This is a genomic window from Paenibacillus sp. GD4, from assembly GCF_030846225.1.
GTDB classification, from domain to species: domain Bacteria; phylum Bacillota; class Bacilli; order Paenibacillales; family NBRC-103111; genus Paenibacillus_G; species Paenibacillus_G silviterrae.
On record NZ_JAVCYK010000002.1, the window covers coordinates 280603 to 299393 of the forward strand.

Genomic DNA, 18791 nt, shown 5'->3' on the forward strand with positions numbered 1-18791 from the left:
AATGAAGGAAACAGTAGAGATTTTGGGGATTCCTTTCTCCAAACTCACTTTGGATGAGACGACCTTGCATTTACAACGACATATTCAACAGGAGCATACGAAGCTGCTGCATCTGATCACGGTCAACCCGGAGATTGCCATAGCCCGACAATCGGATCGGGCGCTGCAGGCCATCATTCAAGAAGCGGATTGGATTACACCGGACGGAATCGGGATTGTGTACGCCTCCAGAAGGAAAGGGGACCCGATTACGGAGAGGGTGACGGGGTACGACCTGCTGCTTCGCCTTTTGGAGGAAGGGAATCGATTACAAAGGAAGAGGAGCCGGTCCTTGTGGAGGACATTCGGCGTGCCCAACCGGATGTGCTAATTGTAGCCATGGGAGCACCGTATTCGGACAAGTGGATCCAATCGCATAAGGAGGCTCTTGCAAACGGTAAGGTTGTTTTCGGCGTTGGGGGGAGCTTGGATGTGATTGCCGGGAAAACCGCGATTACTCCACAAGTGTGGAAGCGGCTCAATCTTGAATGGCTGCATCGATTGTTGACCGTACCGGTGGCCAAAGGGCAAAAATCGAGATGGCGCAGACAAACGGCGTTGCCAAAATTTGTGTACAGGGCGATTATCCGTAGAGGATGAACGGCAGTTTCCTTGTTTTTAAAAGAAATATAGTTAACGTAATATATGTTATGTAAACAAAACAACTTTGCAGCTCTTAAAGTAAAAATGAAGCGGTACGCGGTCATGTTGTGGCTGAGTGCTGCTTTTTTTATTTCCCCTGAACGGGTCCCTAAAATAAATAAAAACTTGAACATTGTGTGAAGTTATTTTCAGGAATAGATGGAATATCTATAAAACATACGACTTCATTTGCTCACTGGAAAAAGTAAGTAGGAATGGGGACCGGATTTATTTATGAATAAGGAAATGGCTCGTACTGGAAATCTCCAGCTAATGAAAGAAATCAATCAGGCCTTGATCTTTAATGCCATTCGGGAGAAAGGGCCTTTGTCCCGTTCCCAATTAGCCAAGGATTTGCGGTTAAGTCCAACGACGGTAACCGTGATCGTCGACCAATTCATTGCCAATGGCTTTGTAGTCGAAGTAGGCAAGGGAGATTCGAATGGCGGAAGGAAGCCGATCCTGGTGGAACTGGCCAAGGACGCAGGAATGGTGGTCGCCATTGATCTCGAGCAAAGCCGGGCCGCCCTTATGAATATGAAGGCGGATCTCCTGATAACGAAGCCGATTCCTCCCGTTAGGCAAGGAGAACTGATCACAATCCTCCTTGATGTAATCCGCGAAATGGTCGGGAGCATTCAAGGGCCGCGTCTGCTTGGTATCGGCATTGCCGTACCGGGTATCATCGACCCGAATAAAAGCAAAGTCATTACGGCCACCAGCTTGAATATTAACCACTTGTCATTGAAGGAGGAGCTGGAGAAGCATTTTCAGGTTCCTATCTGGCTCGAGAACGATGCCAATGCAGCCGCCTATGGTGAATTCCTTTATGGCCGAAGCCAGAATGTACACAATTTTTTGTACCTTCATGTAGGCAGGGCCGTTGGAGCAGGGCTATTTCTCTCGGGAAATTTATTTACCGGAGGAGCTGGAGGCGCAGGGGAATTTGGACATATTACCGTCGACCCGTCCGGCCCTCCTTGCCATTGCGGCAACATAGGGTGTCTAGGGAAGCTGATCGGGGCCGCGGCACTGTTGGATCAATGGTGCAGCTGGACGGGGAGCAAGGAGGCTCCAACACTAGTAGAACTGGTCAAGCTTAGCAATGAGGGTGATTCCACGGCAATTCGTTTGATGGATTATGCAGGAGAGATGCTGGGAAGGGGGATTGTCACTCTCATCCATTTGTTTAATCCCTCGTTGATTCTTATGGGAGGTGAGCTTGCACTAAATAACACTCGTTTGTTCTGTCAAGTGAAACAGGTAGTGAAGCTGCGCAGCATGCCGGTGTTCGCAGAGCATGTTCAGATCGAGGAATGCCGGACCCGTTTAAACGCAGGAATTGTTGGGGCGGGCTCGTTAGCATTAAATCACTTTTTTCGAAATGTCAATTTCGAAGCAGGAGACAAAACCGGGAGGGTATATCATGTTTAGAATAGGCTTGGTTGGAGCCGGTACGATGGGCAACACGCACCAACGGGCGTATCGGCAGCTAGATGACGTAACTGTTGCGGCGGTTTGCGATGCGGATATGGAAAAGGCGCGGAGGATTGCCGATGAATGGAACGCTGAGACGTACGGTAGTCTGGCGGCTATGCTGAATAGTGCAAACATTGATGCAGTCGATATTTGTCTGCCTACCGATCTTCATCGGGAGGCGGTAGAGCTGGCAGCCGCTTATGGCAAGCATGTGTTCTGCGAGAAACCCATCGCACTTACGGTGGAAGACGCATCTGCCATGATCGCAGCCTGCAAAAAGGCCGATGTAACGCTGATGGTGGGTCATGTCGTGAGGTTTTTCCCGGAATACCGTTCGGCAAGAGAACAATTGCAGTCCGGGAAGCTGGGCAAGCCGGGCGTCGTTCGAACGATCCGATCCGGCGCATTCCCCAAATGGTCGACCTGGTTCGGCGATTACTCCCGAAGTGGGGGTCCTATAATCGACCTCGCCATTCATGATATCGACTATTTGCGCTGGTGCTTCGGACCGGTTCGGCGGGTGTTCAGCCGTACGCTTAACGGGGAACGGGAGAACTTCGATCATTCACTGACGCTCATTCGTTTTGAAAGCGGTGTTATGGCGCATGTGGAGGCAAGCTGGGCTTACCCGCAAGGCGCGCCCTTTCAGACCTCGCTCGAAGTGGCGGGGACGAAGGGAATGGTCCTATACGATAGAGACAAATCGAATTCAGTCGTACAGTTCGGCGGAACGGCCTCCCCAGCCGGTGTACCGGAAAGCCCGCTGGCGAAAAGTCCCTATGCGCTGGAGCTGGAGCATTTTATCCACTGCGTGAAAAATAAGGAAGTTCCTCTTACCTCGGGTGAGGAAGCGTTGGAATCGCTCAAGATCGGGCTCGCAGCCGTACAATCGGCACGAACCAACCAACCTGTCGATGTGGGGGTGGACCAACGATGAACAAGCTGCGGATAGGGATGATCAGCTTCGCCCACATGGGCCACGCGAACAGTTATGCAGCGGGATTGCAGACGAACGAGTGTGTGGAAATTTCCGGAGTTTACGACGATGATTCACAGCGCGGACAACAAGCGGCCGAACGCTTCAATACAACCTTTTACCCTGATTACAGGCAGCTTCTGGAGCAGGTCGACGGGGTTGTCATCTCTTCTGAGAATAGAAAACACTATCCTCTGGCTATCGAGGCTGCTGAAGCCAATAAGCACATCCTGGTCGAGAAGCCGATTACTACGGATGGAGCGGAAGCCCGCGAGCTGATTGACTTATGCGCCGAGAAAAACCTCGTGCTTCAAACGGCTTTCCCCGTACGTATGAACGAATCGGTGAAAAGGGTAAAGTGGCAAATCGACTCCGGCGATATCGGCGATATCGTGGCCATTGCAGCTACAAATCATGGCAAAATGCCGGGCGGATGGTTCGTCAACTATGCATTGTCCGGCGGCGGGGCGGTTCTCGATCATACGGTTCACGTTGTCGATCTGATGAGATGGTTTCTGCGGAGTGAAGTGAAGGAAGTATACGCTGAAGCGGATACCCTGCTGCATAAGATTCCTGTGGATGACTGCGGCCTGCTTTCTATGGTCTTCGATAACGGGGTAATCGCCACGTTGGATACAAGCTGGTCAAGACCGGAATCGTTCTCCACTTGGGGCGATGTGACAATGAGGATCATCGGTACGAAAGGCGCCATTCATCTGGATGCGTTCGCGCAAGCGGGCAGTCTTTGGGAGAACGGCTCTCCAGCTTCCCATAAATATGTCAACTGGGGCGATAAGTCCAATACCGCTCTAGTGGAAGAGTTTGTCGCAAGCATTCGCGAATGCCGCCAATCCAGCATCACAGGCATGGACGGACTGCGTGCCGCCGAAGTGGCATGGTCCGCTTATGAATCCGTCAAGCAAGGCAGGACGGTGCAAGTTAAGCATTATTGACTGTATGTCAACCCATAAATAAGACAAGGTGCGATGTCATAAAGTCCGTTCTAGAAGGAGGTGAAGGCTATGCAGGACACTTCGCTGCCTCAAAATACCAAATCGAGAATTCGCACAAGGTGGAAGCCTTACCTTAGAAACTGGGAGCTTTATCTGCTGATCTCGCCGGTCGTTGCCTACTTTATCCTTTTCGAATATATCCCCATGTACGGTGTTCAAATCGCTTTCAAAAATTTTGTCGCCACCAAAGGGATATGGGGCAGCTCGTGGGTAGGCATGATGCATTTCGAGCGTTTCTTCGACAGCTATTTCTTCTGGCGGCTCATCACCAATACACTGGGAGTCAGCCTATATCAGCTGGCAATCGGATTCCCGGTGCCGATTATTCTGGCTTTAATGATAAATGAAATCAAGCCGACAAGGATATGGTTCAAAAAAATAGTGCAGACCGTAACGTACGCACCGCACTTTCTTTCTACAGTCGTTCTTGTCGGCATTGTTGTCATGTTCCTCGCTCCGGAAACCGGCGTCATCAACAAGCTGATCGGGATTTTAGGAGGACACCCCATTTCGTTTATGACGGAGCCGGCCTGGTTCAAAACGATCTTCGTCGGGTCGGGGGTATGGCAGCAAATGGGATGGGGCTCCATCATATACCTTGCCGCATTGGCGGGCATCGACCCTCAGCTTCACGAAGCGGCCAAGGTAGACGGGGCGACCCGGCTTCAGCGCATTTGGCATGTCAACTTGCCGGGAATTATGCCGACGATCGTTATCTTGCTAATCCTGAACATGGGATCGATCATGGGTGTCGGCTTCGAGAAGGTGTATCTTATGCAGAATGACCTGAACCTGGAAAGCTCCGAGGTTATCTCCACTTATGTGTACAAAAGCGGGATCATCCAGGCGCAGTACAGCTTTTCCGCAGCCATCGGACTGTTTAATTCGATCATTAACTTTTTTCTTCTGGTGCTTGTGAATTTTGCAGCCAAACGAATGAACCAAACCAGCTTATGGTAAAGAGGGGACGCCTGATGGATTATAGCCGGGGAGACCGAGTGTTTGACGCCGTGAATACCCTATTGCTTATCCTGATTACCGTAATCGTGATGTATCCTCTTTTGTTTGTGCTTAGCGCGTCCGTAAGCGAACCCTCCGTGGTAGCCAGAGGTCAGCTTTGGCTGCTGCCCAAGGGCATCAACTTCGTCGGTTACGAGCGCGTATTTCAGAATAAGGAGATTTTGAGCGGGTACATGAATACCATTGTGTACACCCTGGTCGGTACGGCGATCAACCTCGTGCTGACGATATGCGCGGCGTATCCTCTATCAAGGGCGGACTTCCGCGGACGTCACGTGATTACCGCGTTTATTGTGTTTACGATGTTTTTCAGCGGCGGATTGATTCCGACGTACTTGCTGGTGAAAAAGCTGGGCATGCTCAATACCTTGTGGGCCATGGTGATTCCGAATGCAATTGCGGTTTATAACGTGATCATCATGAGGACGTTTTTTCAAAGCAGCATTCCGTTCGAGATCCAGGAGGCCGCTTCCATTGACGGCTGCAGCAATTTCCGCATTTTGCTTCGGGTTGTGCTGCCGTTATCTATGCCGATCATCGCCGTTATGGTGCTGTTCTACGCTGTTGGCCACTGGAATGCGTTCTTTCAAGCCTTGATCTACTTGTCGGATCGCGGTAAATATCCGCTGCAGCTCATCTTGAGAGAAATATTAATTCAGGGGCAGATGGCGGCCATGATTGATATGGCTGACGACTCACTCGCGAAAAAGCTTATGGAAGTGGAAGTGATCAAGTACGCCGTCGTCGTTATCGCCAATTTGCCGGTGCTGCTCTTGTATCCATTTTTACAAAAGTATTTCGTTAAGGGAGTTATGATAGGAGCCCTTAAAGGATAAATCATGTTATAAGAACAGGGAGGTTTATCGATGAAAACGAAAAAATGGATCTCATTGCTCCTGACCACGGCCGTATCCGCCGGACTTGTAGCAGCCTGCAGCGACGGCGATGCCGGAACGAGCCCGGGGACGGCCGACAAGAACACACCGGCACCTGCGGCGGGCGACAAGCTGAATGCTTCCGGATTTCCCATTGTGAAGGAGCCGATCAAGCTGACGATGATGGCGGGGAAAGCCCCAACGACGGCTAATAACTGGAACGAAACGATGCTATGGCAGGAGTACGCCAAGATGACCAACATCAACGTAGACTTCCAGCTAGTGCCGTTCGACGCGTTGACAGAGAAACGGAATCTGATGATGGCAAGCGGCGATTACCCTGATGCGATATACCTCGGAAGATTCAGCACGGACGACTTGATGAAGTACGGTGGTCAAGGCGCGCTTATCAAGCTGAACGATCTGATAGATAAGCATGCGCCTAACTTCAAGAAGATCATGGATCAATATCCTGAAGTGAAAAAGGCGATTACAATGCCTGACGGCAACATCTACAGCTTCCCGAACATGCTTTCCCCGGACTTCCCGTCGGTTCGGATGGGCGCCAAGCTATGGATCAAGAAAGAATGGCTGGACGCTTTAGGGATGAAGGAACCGACAACGCTCGACGAGTTTTACAACTACTTGAAAGCCGTGAAAAGCACCGACCTTAACAAAAACGGGAAGCAGGACGAAGTACCCTTGGGGGCGACCAAGCTGAAGGACGTCATTCTTCACTTCAAAGGTTACTTCGGCCTCCAAAACCGGGGATCGAGTCATCCTCTCGTAGACATGGGAGAGAACAACCAACTGAGGTTCATCCCGACGGATGATCGTTACAAGGAGCTAATAACCTATTTCAATAAGCTGTGGGCCGAGGGCTTGATCGATAAGGATATCCTGGTTAACGAAAAGGACCAAAATAAATTTTTCGCCAAAGGGGCGGAAGGCGTATTTGGTGCAGTACGCGTAAGCAGCCCTTTCACTCTGATGAAACAGACCGGTTATATCGGCGCACCTTCATTGGCAGGGCCGAGAGGCGACAAGCTGCATTCCGAATACCGACCGGCTGTTGCGGGTCCCGGCGCGTTCGTGATTACGAACAAAAACAAAAATCCGGAAGCGACCGTTCGTTGGATGGATTACTTCTTCGGTGAAGAGGGCAACAAAATGTTCTTCATGGGCTTTAAGGACAAAAGCTACATCGAGAAGCCTGACGGAAGCGTCGAATATACGGATGAAATCAACAAGAACCCGCAGGGCTTGACCTTTGAGCAGGCGCTTGTCAAATACGTGACATGGCCGGGCGGCGGTTATCCGGGCATCGTAAGAGAGAAATACTTCAAAGGGGCGGAAAGCATGCCGGAATCTTTGGAGGCGGCGAAAAAGGTTGCGGCCGATTTGCCTAAGGAGGTTTGGCCGGCATTCAGCTACACTGACAAAGAAACCGATCGAATGCAGGCGTTGAACACCGATATTGTAACGTACATTGACGAAATGACAACCAAGTTTATTACCGGCGCCGCACCGTTGTCGGATTGGAACAAGTATGTCGATACGATCAAGAAAATGGGGCTGGACGATTACATGAAAATTTATCAAGCGGCTTACGATCGGTATAAAAAATAAGGTAGCAATGAATTCCAGCTAACCAAGCATGGAGAGGGATGATCACAATTGAAGGGTAAGCGCTTAAGCTATTGTTGTATCCTCACATTCCTAACTCTTATGGTTCAGCTGCTGGTTCCAGCCTGGGTCGGCGCCTCCACAGGGCCGGCTCTTACGGCTGCTCCCCAGCAGCCGCCGCTCAAGCTCAAAGCGGCGACCTACAACATAAACAACGCAAGAGGCACGGATAACGTACCTGACACGACGCGAATCGCCGACGCGATTCGCAGCACCGGCGCCGATGTGATAGCGCTCCAAGCGGTGGATAAAAATTATTCCAGCCGAAGCAGCTATGAGGATCAGCCCAAGCTGATTTCGGAGAAGCTTGGCATGTACTATGTGTTCGCCCCGAACGTCGATCTGGCTCCGGAGCCGGGACGAACCGAGCGGCGCCAATTCGGCACCATGATATTGAGTAAGTATCCTATCGTTTCGTCCATGAATCATCCGCTGTCCAACTCCGGAACAGAGAAAAGGGCTCTGCTGGAAGCGGATATAGACGTTAACGGCACGACAATTCGTTACTTTACAACCCATATGGATACTTCATCAACCGTGAGGCTGAAGCAAGCCGATGAAATCCTCGCCATTGTGAGGAGCCAAAGCGTCCCGGCGATTGTAGCCGCTTATCCTAACGCGCTGGACACTTCCGCAGAAATGAAGCAGTTATTTTCTGAGCTCAGTGACGCTTTCTTCGACCAACCGGAAGCTTTCACAAATCCGTCTCAACTTCCGGCCAAAAGAATCAGCTACATCATGCCGGACCGAAATTGGGAGCTTGGCGAGGCCAAGGTCGTACCATCGCTTGCATCCACGCATCTTCCGATTGTAAGTGAGCTCACCTTGAATCCGGACGCTCACCTGAACCCTAACATCAAGTCGCTGGCTTTCACGGATAAAATCAAGATTGAGACGGTGGGAACGACAAGCACCTTCAAGCTTCAAGCCTATATGACCAACGGTACGATCCGCGATGTGACGAATCATTCACAATACGCAAACACACAGCCCAACGTAGCGGATATTCCGGCGCCGGGCGTTCTCCGTGCATTAGCAAGCGGAACTACGGTCATTACAGCCACCTACGGCCAAAGCACGGCAAATTTGCCGGTTTCCGTGTACTTGAAAAATCCTAACCTGTCGTCGATCAGCGTGAACGGAGTGCCTATCCCCGGGTTCACCCCTAGTCAAACGGACTATTATTTCACCCTTCCGGCCGATAACCGGCAGGTGCCGGCAGTGACGGCCGTAACGGAGGACCCGAACGGCGCGACTAAGATACAGCTGCCTTCCGTCGTGCCCGGAATCGTCTATGTGATCGGCACTGCAGATGACGGATTGACCGCCAAAGAATATCGAATTCACTTCGCAGAGGAGAAAACAGACGTGCATTTTCCTATAAAAATAATGTCCTATAACATTCATCACGGTGCTGACCCGTCCGATAATTACAATCTGGATAGAATAGCCGATGTCATCAGGCAGTCGGGTGCGGACATTGTCGGCCTGCAGGAGGTGGACCGTTATTATTCGAGCCGCAGCAATAACGAAGATACGATCCAACGATTGTCCGACTTGCTTGGCATGCAGTTCGCGTATGGGGCCAATCTGGACCGTCCGCCGTCAGAGCCGGGGCAGCCGAGAAGCCAATACGGCACTGCCGTTCTGAGCAAATACCCCATTGTGCAGAACCAGAATTATTGGCTTACGAGCTATGGTCAGGAGCAGCGTGGGGTACTCGAGACGACGATTGACGTTCAAGGGGTTCAGCTGAGCTTCTATTCCACCCACTTGGGACTGGATGCCATTCAGCGGAATACCCAGGCGGATGAAATATTAGCTATTATGGCGAAACGAAGCGGCCCCAAAATCCTTGTAGGCGATTTTAACGCGAGGCCGTATGCTCCGGAAATGAGCAAGTTCACCAAAGAGCTTCAGAACCAGTTCGCAGACCAGCCGAATGCGTTTACCATTGATTCGGTCAACCCGTCGGCCACGATTGACTATATCTTGGCCTCCAGCGACGTCATGCTCGGTGAACGTGAGAACGCCCGCGTCATTCAGACGCAAGCCTCCGACCATTTACCGATCGTCAGCAACCTGTACCTGAAAAGGCAGCTGCAGCAGTTACAGTGGACCAGACCGATGGGAAGGCGGTGATCGGGGAGCAGTACCCTCTGAAGGTTACCGGCAGCTATTCCGGCGGATTTACTAGTAACGTCACGAGCCATGTGAAATACACGGTATCCGATTCGTCAGTGCTGACCGTGAGCCCGGCGGGTATCGTCACACCGCTGAACCCCGGTGCGGCTGAAATTACGGCGACCTTGGACGGCATTAGCGCGTCATCTACAGTATATGTGATGAGCAACAACTCCCGGCTTGCCGCTATACAATTAGAAGGCGCCCCCCTGGCGGGCTTCGCGGCCGAGCTTCTGGAATATACCGTATATTTGCCGGAAGGCACAAGCAGCGCACTGCCGATTACAGCTGATGCTGCAGATGCTAAAGCCTCTATTGCCGTATCGCAGGCGGAAGGAGTTCCCGGTGCTGCCACAATTGTCGTCACGGCGGAGGACGGGGTGCACCTTACGACTTACCGTGTTTATTTCGAATGGAATACGATTGTTGGCATGGTCTTGAGTCCTGCTGACTGGAAAGCCGAGCCCGGCGAGGAAACCACTGTAACAGCTTACTTGCAGTATAAAGACGGCTCGCGGAAAGAAGCTCCGGAGAAAGTGAAGTTTGCCCATGGCGACGGTTCGGTTGCATCGGTTAACGCCCACGGACAGGTTAAGGCTCATCTTGCAGGCACTTCAAGCATTACAGCTACATTCGGGGAGTATGCCGCTGCTATGAACGTTGTGGTTAACGGCTCTCGAAAGTAGGTTGAACCCACGCCGGTCGTGTTATGTCGAAATTGTAAAAAAGTTTAACAGACCCCCTACCAATTTCCTACCGCATGAGTATATAATAAGAATCGACCTTAGGTAAAAAGACACGATACAGGCACACTTCGCGAAAGCGTTGGCCGCAAAGCTATAGGGGCTACAAAGGGGGAACCCTTCATGCCAGCCAGCTGCCGAATGTTTCAAGCCTCTTGCATTAAAGGAGACCGAAACACGCGGTTTCCTTTTTTTATTTTTCATGACGGAGGGAAATGACAGCATGGCAACCAACAGGACATCCCAAGGCATTGCACAGAAAGTAAGGGTATTTTTCGCACCGGGCGAATGGATCATGAACCGATTGAAGTATGTTAACAAATTTATCGTCATCGGTCTTCTTGTTATCGTTCCGCTATTGGTTCTAACGTTTCTGCAATACTCCAATGCGTCAACCGCATCATCCCATATCAAAGAGGAGCTGCGAGGCGTTACCTATGCGGATAGTCTTAAAGACCTGCTGATCGCTATGGATACGCGGCGCGCGCTCTTTAGCGGCATCATTCTTGGAGATGCCTCTTTACAAGAAAACGTGCCAAAAACCGAGGAAGCCATTCAGCAAGCTATAGTGTCCATAGAACAGCTCAACGGCGAAATGGGCGAGGATTTCAAAACAACGGAGCGATGGAGCGCTATCCTGAAAAAGTGGAACGAGCTCAAGAACAAGGGGACGGATCTTTCTCCTCAGCAAAGCCTTGATCAGCACGGCTCCATTCTAACGGACATTCGTTCTCTGATGACGCATATCACGAATTCCTCCGGTCTCGTTATTGACGGCGAAATAGGAAGCTACTACTTGATGGATTCGGCGCTTAAGCAAATGCCACTGCTGGCGGACCGCGTCGGCCGCGCCAGAGCTTTGGCGATATCCTTCACGGCTGCAAGATCATCCGGCATCGCTACACAGCAGACTCTTACAACTTTGTCTGAGCAAATCAAAACAACGCTGGAGACCATCAATTCGAACCTGATTATTACGGCGGACATCCACGAGCAAGCAGGATCGAAACTGAAGGAAGCTTATAATAACAATGCCGCGGAAACGTCAAAGCTGCTGGAATTCGTCAATCGGGTTACTTTGCTGGATGCTTCTTTCACCATGAAGCCGAAAGATACATACGCCAGCCTAAGCGGGTCAGTGGAGCTAACGTATAAGCAATATGAAACCCAAATGGAAGTTTTGAAGAGCTTGCTCCAGACAAGAATCGATGAAGCGAATATGCATAAGACAATTCTTGTTACGGTAGCTCTGCTGGTGCTGCTCGGTGTCATCTACTTGTTTATTTCGTTCTATGTCTCCGTTCAAAGAGCGGTCGGTGCTTTGGAAGCCTCGGCATCGGAAATAGCTGAAGGGAACCTGACGTTCCGTGTCCGATTGGAGTCAAGGGATGAGCTTGCCATTGTTGCAAATGCCTTCAATCGGATGGCGGATACGTTTAGGGAAACGATTCTTGCCGGTCAGCAGGCGTCCGAGCAGGTAGCTGAGTCGGCGGAGATGCTGACACGCAATGCACACGCATCTACCCAGGCAAGCAATCAAATTACGGAAGCAACCCAGCAAGTAGCCGCCGGAACCCACACGCAGCTGAAGGGGGCTGAGGAAACCTCCGTAGCCATGGAGGAGATGGCGCAGGGGATTCAGCGAATCGCTGAAACCTCCTCTACGGTAGCGGAAGCCGCAGCGACAGCCGGTGAGCAGGCGATAAGCGGTAACGAAGCTTTGCAGCAGGCGATTGGGCAAATGAACAAGATTCATGCTACGGTAGGGGAATCCGCCGCCGTTGTACAGCAGCTGGGTAAACATTCCGAGGAAATCGATTCGATCATCGGCGTCATCTCCGAAATCGCGGTTCAGACGAATTTACTTGCCTTGAACGCTTCCATCGAAGCGGCGCGGGCAGGGGAACACGGCGCCGGCTTTATGGTCGTAGCTTCCGAGGTCAAGAAGCTGGCAGAACAGACGAAGCAATCGGCGGGACAAATTACCGAGGTGATTCGGGAGATACAGAAGCAAACCGGCGGAGCCGTCACACGGATTATGTCCGGTGTGGAGGAGGTTGAGCTGGGCAAACAGGTCATCGGGCAAGCCGGCAGTATGCTTGAGCGGATCGTTGCTTCCGTACAGCAGGTGTCCGATCAGATCCAGGAGGTATCCGCAGCCGCGCAGGAGATGTCCGCCGGTACGGAGCAGGTGACCGCTTCGATGGCAGAGATGGTGACAACCTCCCGCAACGCCGCCGATCATGCCTTGCAGGTGTCATCCTCCTCGCAGCAGCAGCTTGCTTCGATGCAAGAAATTTCCGCTTCCTCCGACGAACTGGCACGTATCTCTCAGAAGCTGCGTTCCGTGATAACTCAGTACACCGTATGATATTAGCGTAAGAATAACCGCTCTCTGAAATAGGGAGCGGTTATTTCCATTGTAGACGATTGCCTTGTAACGTGACGGCTTAATGCAATCCTGCGATGCCTTTCAGCTGCCGCTCCCGGTACTGTCTTGGCGTCATGCCGCGTATGCGCAGGAACGCGCGGGAGAAGGTGGAAAATGAGGAGAAGCCGGATTCATAGGCGACCTGTGAAATCGGCAGCTCGGAGGATATCAACAGGCTGCAAGCATGCCGTACGCGCAGCTCATGCAGCAGATCGACGAAATGGATGCCGTAGGCTTCACCGAACAGTGTGCTGAGCTGGGACGGATGGACGCCGAAGCGTTCGGACAAGGACGTCAAGGATAAAGGGTCCAAATAGTGCTCATACACGTACTGTACGACCGGCCAGATTCCTTTCGTATTGACGGAGGAAGGTTGACGGACTGCCGCCGACGGGACGATTCCGCTGCTGCGCACGAACAAGGACAGCGCCTCAAGGAGAAGGGCTCGGAGCATGACAGGACGCCACGGGAGCGTCGATTCGTGCTCCTGATAGAGCTTCTTCCATAGGTTCCAGCCTTTTTCGTAATCGGTGCCCTGCAATTGTGCATGCGCAGGCTGGCTGCCATGTTGACCGAGCAGAAGATCCTTTACGCCCCATGCGGCTTCCGGTCCCGCAGTCAGCAGCTTCATATCGAAATTGCAAATGAACATGACAAGCGGATGGTCCCGGTTAGCCCAATATTCATGAATCTGGTACGGCAGCAGTAAGACCATAGTCCCGGGAAGCAGCTCGTGCTCGGTGCCATTGATGCGTTCCGTTCCTTTTCCCTCTATAACAAAGGAGAATTCAATGAAATCATGCCGATGCGAGGCAACCGAGGTGTACTTTTTTTTCTTCATATGAAATGGAAAGTCCGTATCAATGTTGGGAAATTCGAACATATATTGCGGATACATGGCGGCTTCTCACCTCACTCCTTAAGATCAGCTTTTATTATACAGGATGGATTCGATAAAAAAATGAAAGCTTTTATAAAAAAATGAAATATGCTCAGGACTCCCTAAAGGTAAACTATGTACATCAGCTGCATCAATTCTGTTGTGAATAAGGGAGAGGATGAACTTTTATGAAGAAGCTAATAAACCGCGACGCGTTTCGCGGCATCTTTACCGCTTTGGTGACGCCTATGCAGGAGAACGGAGAGATCGACTATGCCTCTCTGGACCGTTTGGTCGAACACCAGATCAGTCAAGGCATTCGAGGCTTCTACGTTGGAGGCAGCACAGGAGAAGGCTTTATTCTGACAAGCGAAGAAAGACAGCAGGTGCTGGAGGCGGTCGTTAAGGCGGCTAAGGGTCGTGTGACGATCATTGCCCATATCGGCTGCATCAGCACTAGGGAGTCGATCCGGCTGGCAAAGCATGCGGAGCTTCAGGAAGTAGACGCCGTGTCCGCGGTGGTCCCATTTTACTATAAAGTTACTATGAAAGAGATTCGTGAGCATTATGAGGCCATTATGGATACGGTCGATGTGCCGATGCTCGTGTATCACTTCCCCGGGGCAACGGGAGTCAGCCTGTCCTTGGATTTCTATGAGCAGCTGAGCCGTCATCCGAAATGTGTCGGGGTCAAATTCACCTCGCTCAATCTGTTCGAGATGCAGCAGATCCGCTCGCGCTGCGGCGACGACTTCCTGATCTATAACGGACATGATGAGGTGTATATCGGGGGCGCTTACTCCGGTTCGGACGGCGCCATCGGGAGCACGTACAACATGATGCCCCGCTTGTTCACAACCATGTACGAGTTCATTTGTTCTGAGGGAAGGCCGGACATGAACACCTTGCAAAAGCTGCAGGCCGAGGCCAATGCCGTGATCGCCCATATGATTCAATTCGACGTGATCGCTTATGAAAAGTATATGCTCTATCTTCAAGGGGTTCTCGCGACACCGACCGTTCGACAACCGCTTAAGCAATTTACGGCGGAGGAGCGTTCCCGTATCGAAGCCTTCTATAGGCAGAGCGAAGTCCTCAGAAGCAGCGGTGCTGCCGCCAAGTAGCCGCTCCTCAACCCATTTAGTAGAAGAAATAGAATTATGCGGCGGCATTCGGTATAATCGAAAATGGAAGCGCTTTATGAGTTCGGCCCAAAGGGGGAGACCATTCCGTGTTCAAGAAAGTGAAGTGGTTTGCGTTGCTCGGCAAAATCAAACGCCGCAAATTTTTCATCCGTTTGATTCTGACGATCGCTCTCATTGCGGTCATACCCAACCTGATTTCCGATGTCGTCGCTTATTACAAGGTTTCTCATACGTTCGAAGAGGAAACGGGAAGAAACAAGCTGCAGTATTTGAATCAGACGATCAATTCCATGGAAATTGTGCTGAACCGGATTAAGGAAAACTCGAATCTGCTTGCCATGAATCAATGGTTCCAGGAATTCGAGAAATTCCCTAGCGGCGCCTATTACGAGGGGCTGAGGGGGGAGATTCAGAAGGAAGATTTACCCGATTTGTATTGGTATTTGGAGAATAAAAAAAATGCCATCTCTTTGATCAACTCGTTCAAGCTATCTAACGAGTTCGTGGATTCCGTTTATTTTTACGACAGCAGCAACAACCTTGTCATCACCTCGGAAAATGACGGCTCCAACCGGCAGTTCACGCTGGATAACTTCTATGATACAGCGTGGGTAGAGGCGCTGAAGGAATCGTCCGAGAACGCGGTTTATATGGATACGAGAATTGCCAGGCAGTATCACCCGGGGGAAAAAAGTCTGTTGTCCATTATTTATAAATCAACCAAAGCGAACAATGCGTTTATTATTAATTTGGATGCGGCGCTGATTTACAAAAAAATTTTAAGCAAGCTGAATGAGCAGGACGATATTTTCGTCGTGTCCTCTACGGGCAACGTATTGTTTCACAGCCTGTCTGCCAATATGCATCAGCCTTTGCGGACGATTCTGCCCGGAGACGAACCGGTTGTCGGGAAGACGGGCTCGTATCGAACCAAGCTGGACGATCGGCAGATGCTGGTCAGCTATTCAACATCCCCGTTGTTGGGTTGGACGTTTATCAACATCTCCGATATGGAAGCGTTATCGGAAAGCACCTCGTCAATTACACAAACGATAGTCGTTTCGGCGATCCTGCTGCTTCTGCTTTCCCTCACCTTCGCCTATTTATCCTCAAGAAGTCTTTATAGGCCGATCTCCTATTTGCAGGCTTTGATCCACGGGACGACGGAGCGCAGGGCGGAGGAAGCGGACGAGATCCATATGATCGGCAGCTTTGTACAGTCAACGCTTACTGAAAGAGATTATTACAAGGAAAAGCTGGAGGAAAGCCTGCCGTTCTACAAAGAGCAGTTCAAATATACGCTGCTTCACCGCCACTCCTTAACGCTGGAGGAGATCGAGGAGAAGAGGGCTTATCTCGACCTTGACATCGAAACCCGCGATCTGGCTCTGCTCCTTCTTTGGTTGGGTGATCGCGAGGACCCGCAGCCGGAGCGGGATATGATTGCCGGCGAGCTGTTCAAAATGAAGGTGATCGATACGATCAAGGATAGCTTAATCCTGGAGACGCCGTATTTTCTGGTTGATTCCGGGAAGGATACCCTGGCGATCGTCTTAAACCGCTGCGGCATGGATCAACAACAGGTATATCGTATCGGGCAAAGGCTGCTTGATATCGTAAATCTGGAAGCAAAGAGCGAATGTACGATGGGGGTCGGCAGAGCCTGCTCATCTATCCTGCAGCTGCCGCAAGCGTTTGAGGAAGCGCAGGAAGCGTTAAAATATCAGATTGTTTACGGTAAGGGCTACGTTATTTCCATCGAAGATTTGATGGTGACCGGCGGTGGCGGCAGCGAATTTGTTTATCCCAAGGACAAGGAAGAGGTGCTGCTCGGTTACATCAAGACAGCTCGTGAGTCCGAGGCGCTCCAAGCGTTTGAAGACCTGGTATTCGAGCTGAACGCACATAAGCACAAGCTGCATTATAATCAAATTCAGCCTATCTTCGTTCAGCTGCTGACAGCGATGATGAACAGCTATGCCCAGCTTGGGGCTAATACCAAGGCGGTTTTCGGCAACGGGACGGATCCGTACCGGGAGCTTCTCGAGCAAGGTTCCTTGGATGATATTTGCAGGTGGTTCCACCGGATTATCCGGCTCATTACCGATTATCTGGAGCGGGAAATGAACACTAAAGGAAATTCACACATCGCCCGGGTAGTGGAAATGATGGAGCGGGAGTACGGCAGCGATATCTCGCTGCACTCGGTAGCCGAGCAGCTGAATCTGAATCCGGCCTACATCAGCAGGCTCTTCAAGCAAATCACCGGCCAGCCGTTCGTAGATTACTTAAAGCGTATCCGGATCGAGAAGAGCAAGGAGCTGTTGACCGGAAGCGACATGAAAATCAATGAAATCGGCAAGCACGTAGGGTACAGCAACGCTTACTACTTTATCAAGGTGTTTAAGGAATTGATGGGTCTGACACCCGGCGAATACAAAAGGTTGTACGGCTCTTGAATGAGAACCTAGCGGTATGCGAATACCGGCTAGGTTTTCTTTTCACATTACGGTCAGGTACGGGTGATAGGGGAGGGAGCATCCATGTTTTTAAAGCCGTTTACGTTTTCGTTCTACATGACGATGTCGATGATCGTCTCTTTCTTGCCGTTATATTACAGCTCATTGGGGTATTCCAGTCTGGAAGTCGGCATTCTGTACGCACTCGGCCCGATGATCGGCATCGTATCTGCTTTTTTCAAAGCCCGATCATCCCCTTGAGCGACAGCTTGACGCTGCTCACTGCCAAGCAAACCGGCAAAAGCTACGCCTCCTACCGGGTGTGGGGCTCCTTAGGGTTTGCCTCGGCGTCCATGCTGTTCGGGCTTCTGCTGAAGGAGTCCGGCATTCCCGCTGCCAAGGGGGTATGCATTGCCATCGTCGTGATGACGCTGTTATTCGCTTTCTTGCTGGAGGACAGAAAGGCAAGCGCCCGAAGGTCGAGTTTACGCATGCTTTCCCTATACTCACCTCTGTCCGTTTCCTATGGTTTCTGTTTCTGGTACTCAGCGTATCGATTGCGCATCGGGTGAACGACTCGTTTATCGCGTTATACCTGAAGGAGCTCGGCGCCCCGGAAACCTTCATCGGCTGGTCATGGCTTCTGGCGGCGGCTAGTGAGATTCCGGTCTTTTTCCTGCTGGGCAGGTATGGGGGGCGATGTAAACCGCTGCTGCTGCTTTCGCTTGCGGCGTTGTTCTACACGCTTCGCTTTTATTTGATGAGCGCCATTCAGGAGCCGTTCGGCATCGCTCTGATTCAGCTGCTGCACGGGCTATCGTACGGCATCTTTCTTTTGACGGCGCTCTCGTACATACAGGAGCTGGTGCCGGACGAATTCCGGGCTACAAGGCAATCCGTCTTCACGGTTGTCTGGGCGGGTTTGGCAGGACTTATCGGCGGTATAGCCGGCGGTTATATTTTCAGTCATTTAGGATACGTTCCGCTTTACAGAATCTCCTCGATACTGGCCTTATGCGCGGCCTCCGGTTTTCTCGGAACACAGCTCTATACCGACTGGAAGAAAACAAGGACAGTGAGCCATATAAAGGCATACTACGATCATGACATGTAGAAATTGTAGTATGAAAACACAAATATTTATTATATAAAACGCTTTCAACGCGTGCTAAGGTTACCTTGAACCAAGCGTTCAAAGGCAGAAAAAGGTTGTAGAACC

17 protein-coding genes and 1 riboswitch are annotated in these 18791 nt (G+C 51.1%); of the genes, 16 read left to right on the top strand and 1 reads right to left on the bottom strand.

Annotation, left to right across the window (positions count from 1 at the left end):
• Position 1: 1 nt before the first annotated feature.
• The 11 genes from RAC89_RS24525 (at position 2) to RAC89_RS24575 (ending at position 13028) form a co-directional block, all read left to right on the top strand.
• On the top strand, positions 2 to 370 hold the full coding sequence (locus tag RAC89_RS24525) for a WecB/TagA/CpsF family glycosyltransferase (RefSeq protein WP_306616370.1): 369 nt from the start codon (positions 2 to 4) through the stop codon (positions 368 to 370).
• Complete coding sequence (locus RAC89_RS24530; protein WP_306616371.1) at positions 334 to 639, top strand: WecB/TagA/CpsF family glycosyltransferase; 306 nt, start codon at positions 334 to 336, stop codon at positions 637 to 639. Before RAC89_RS24525 ends, RAC89_RS24530 begins: the two co-directional genes overlap by 37 nt.
• Positions 640 to 954: 315 nt before the next feature.
• Positions 955 to 2115, top strand: coding sequence for an ROK family transcriptional regulator (locus tag RAC89_RS24535; protein WP_306616372.1), 1161 nt, complete (start codon positions 955 to 957; stop codon positions 2113 to 2115).
• Positions 2108 to 3097, top strand: a complete 990-nt coding sequence (locus RAC89_RS24540; protein ID WP_306616373.1) for a Gfo/Idh/MocA family protein — start codon at positions 2108 to 2110, stop codon at positions 3095 to 3097. The genes RAC89_RS24535 and RAC89_RS24540 overlap by 8 nt, the downstream gene beginning before the upstream one ends.
• On the top strand, positions 3094 to 4089 hold the full coding sequence (locus RAC89_RS24545; RefSeq protein ID WP_306616374.1) for a Gfo/Idh/MocA family protein: 996 nt from the start codon (positions 3094 to 3096) through the stop codon (positions 4087 to 4089). Before RAC89_RS24540 ends, RAC89_RS24545 begins: the two co-directional genes overlap by 4 nt.
• A gap of 69 nt (positions 4090 to 4158) precedes the next feature.
• Positions 4159 to 5109: an ABC transporter permease gene (locus RAC89_RS24550; RefSeq protein WP_306616375.1), complete on the top strand. Its 951-nt coding sequence runs from the start codon at positions 4159 to 4161 to the stop codon at positions 5107 to 5109.
• 14 nt (positions 5110 to 5123) lie between these two features.
• On the top strand, positions 5124 to 6005 hold the full coding sequence (locus tag RAC89_RS24555) for a carbohydrate ABC transporter permease (RefSeq protein WP_373430057.1): 882 nt from the start codon (positions 5124 to 5126) through the stop codon (positions 6003 to 6005).
• A gap of 30 nt (positions 6006 to 6035) precedes the next feature.
• Positions 6036 to 7673: an extracellular solute-binding protein gene (locus RAC89_RS24560; protein WP_306616376.1), complete on the top strand. Its 1638-nt coding sequence runs from the start codon at positions 6036 to 6038 to the stop codon at positions 7671 to 7673.
• A gap of 99 nt (positions 7674 to 7772) precedes the next feature.
• Positions 7773 to 9872 carry an endonuclease/exonuclease/phosphatase family protein gene (locus RAC89_RS24565; protein WP_306616377.1) on the top strand — a complete coding sequence of 700 codons (2100 nt, stop codon included), beginning with the start codon at positions 7773 to 7775 and terminating at the stop codon, positions 9870 to 9872.
• Positions 9845 to 10600 carry an Ig-like domain-containing protein gene (locus RAC89_RS24570; protein ID WP_306616378.1) on the top strand — a complete coding sequence of 252 codons (756 nt, stop codon included), beginning with the start codon at positions 9845 to 9847 and terminating at the stop codon, positions 10598 to 10600. Before RAC89_RS24565 ends, RAC89_RS24570 begins: the two co-directional genes overlap by 28 nt.
• 110 nt (positions 10601 to 10710) lie before the next feature.
• Positions 10711 to 10799: riboswitch (cyclic di-GMP riboswitch) on the top strand.
• An 81-nt stretch (positions 10800 to 10880) separates the two neighbouring features.
• Positions 10881 to 13028, top strand: a complete 2148-nt coding sequence (locus tag RAC89_RS24575) for a methyl-accepting chemotaxis protein (protein ID WP_306616379.1) — start codon at positions 10881 to 10883, stop codon at positions 13026 to 13028.
• 79 nt (positions 13029 to 13107) lie between these two features.
• Here the strand turns inward: RAC89_RS24575 and RAC89_RS24580 are convergent, their stop codons facing one another.
• On the bottom strand, positions 13108 to 13929 hold the full coding sequence (locus RAC89_RS24580) for an AraC family transcriptional regulator (protein ID WP_306616380.1): 822 nt from the start codon (positions 13927 to 13929) through the stop codon (positions 13108 to 13110).
• Between the two features lie 227 nt (positions 13930 to 14156).
• Between RAC89_RS24580 and RAC89_RS24585 the strand changes: the two genes are divergently transcribed.
• The 5 genes from RAC89_RS24585 (at position 14157) to RAC89_RS24605 (ending at position 18686) form a co-directional block, all read left to right on the top strand.
• Positions 14157 to 15092, top strand: a complete 936-nt coding sequence (locus RAC89_RS24585) for an N-acetylneuraminate lyase (protein WP_306616381.1) — start codon at positions 14157 to 14159, stop codon at positions 15090 to 15092.
• Between the two features lie 107 nt (positions 15093 to 15199).
• A complete protein-coding gene (locus RAC89_RS24590) occupies positions 15200 to 17572 on the top strand; it encodes a helix-turn-helix domain-containing protein (protein WP_306616382.1) in 2373 nt (790 codons plus the stop codon).
• Between the two features lie 84 nt (positions 17573 to 17656).
• Positions 17657 to 17833 (top strand): hypothetical protein, encoded by a 177-nt coding sequence (locus RAC89_RS24595; RefSeq protein WP_306616383.1) that lies wholly within the window; start codon positions 17657 to 17659, stop codon positions 17831 to 17833.
• Complete coding sequence (locus RAC89_RS24600; RefSeq protein ID WP_306616384.1) at positions 17830 to 18144, top strand: MFS transporter; 315 nt, start codon at positions 17830 to 17832, stop codon at positions 18142 to 18144. The genes RAC89_RS24595 and RAC89_RS24600 overlap by 4 nt, the downstream gene beginning before the upstream one ends.
• A complete protein-coding gene (locus RAC89_RS24605; protein WP_306617768.1) occupies positions 18075 to 18686 on the top strand; it encodes an MFS transporter in 612 nt (203 codons plus the stop codon). Before RAC89_RS24600 ends, RAC89_RS24605 begins: the two co-directional genes overlap by 70 nt.
• Positions 18687 to 18791: the final 105 nt, after the last annotated feature.

Bases quoted from the DNA above. Each gene is read 5' to 3' on its own strand.
- RAC89_RS24585 (WP_306616381.1), top strand. From the start codon at position 14,157: ATGAAGAAGCTAATAAACCGCGACGCGTTTCGCGGCATCTTTACCGCT.
- RAC89_RS24580 (WP_306616380.1), bottom strand. From the start codon at position 13,929: ATGAAGAAAAAAAAGTACACCTCGGTTGCCTCGCATCGGCATGATTTC.
- RAC89_RS24540 (WP_306616373.1), top strand. From the start codon at position 2,108: ATGTTTAGAATAGGCTTGGTTGGAGCCGGTACGATGGGCAACACGCAC.
- RAC89_RS24525 (WP_306616370.1), top strand. From the start codon at position 2: ATGAAGGAAACAGTAGAGATTTTGGGGATTCCTTTCTCCAAACTCACT.
- RAC89_RS24565 (WP_306616377.1), top strand. From the start codon at position 7,773: ATGGTTCAGCTGCTGGTTCCAGCCTGGGTCGGCGCCTCCACAGGGCCG.
- RAC89_RS24560 (WP_306616376.1), top strand. From the start codon at position 6,036: ATGAAAACGAAAAAATGGATCTCATTGCTCCTGACCACGGCCGTATCC.
- RAC89_RS24575 (WP_306616379.1), top strand. From the start codon at position 10,881: ATGGCAACCAACAGGACATCCCAAGGCATTGCACAGAAAGTAAGGGTA.
- RAC89_RS24555 (WP_373430057.1), top strand. From the start codon at position 5,124: ATGGATTATAGCCGGGGAGACCGAGTGTTTGACGCCGTGAATACCCTA.
- RAC89_RS24595 (WP_306616383.1), top strand. From the start codon at position 17,657: ATGTTTTTAAAGCCGTTTACGTTTTCGTTCTACATGACGATGTCGATG.
- RAC89_RS24535 (WP_306616372.1), top strand. From the start codon at position 955: ATGAAAGAAATCAATCAGGCCTTGATCTTTAATGCCATTCGGGAGAAA.
- RAC89_RS24550 (WP_306616375.1), top strand. From the start codon at position 4,159: ATGCAGGACACTTCGCTGCCTCAAAATACCAAATCGAGAATTCGCACA.
- RAC89_RS24545 (WP_306616374.1), top strand. From the start codon at position 3,094: ATGAACAAGCTGCGGATAGGGATGATCAGCTTCGCCCACATGGGCCAC.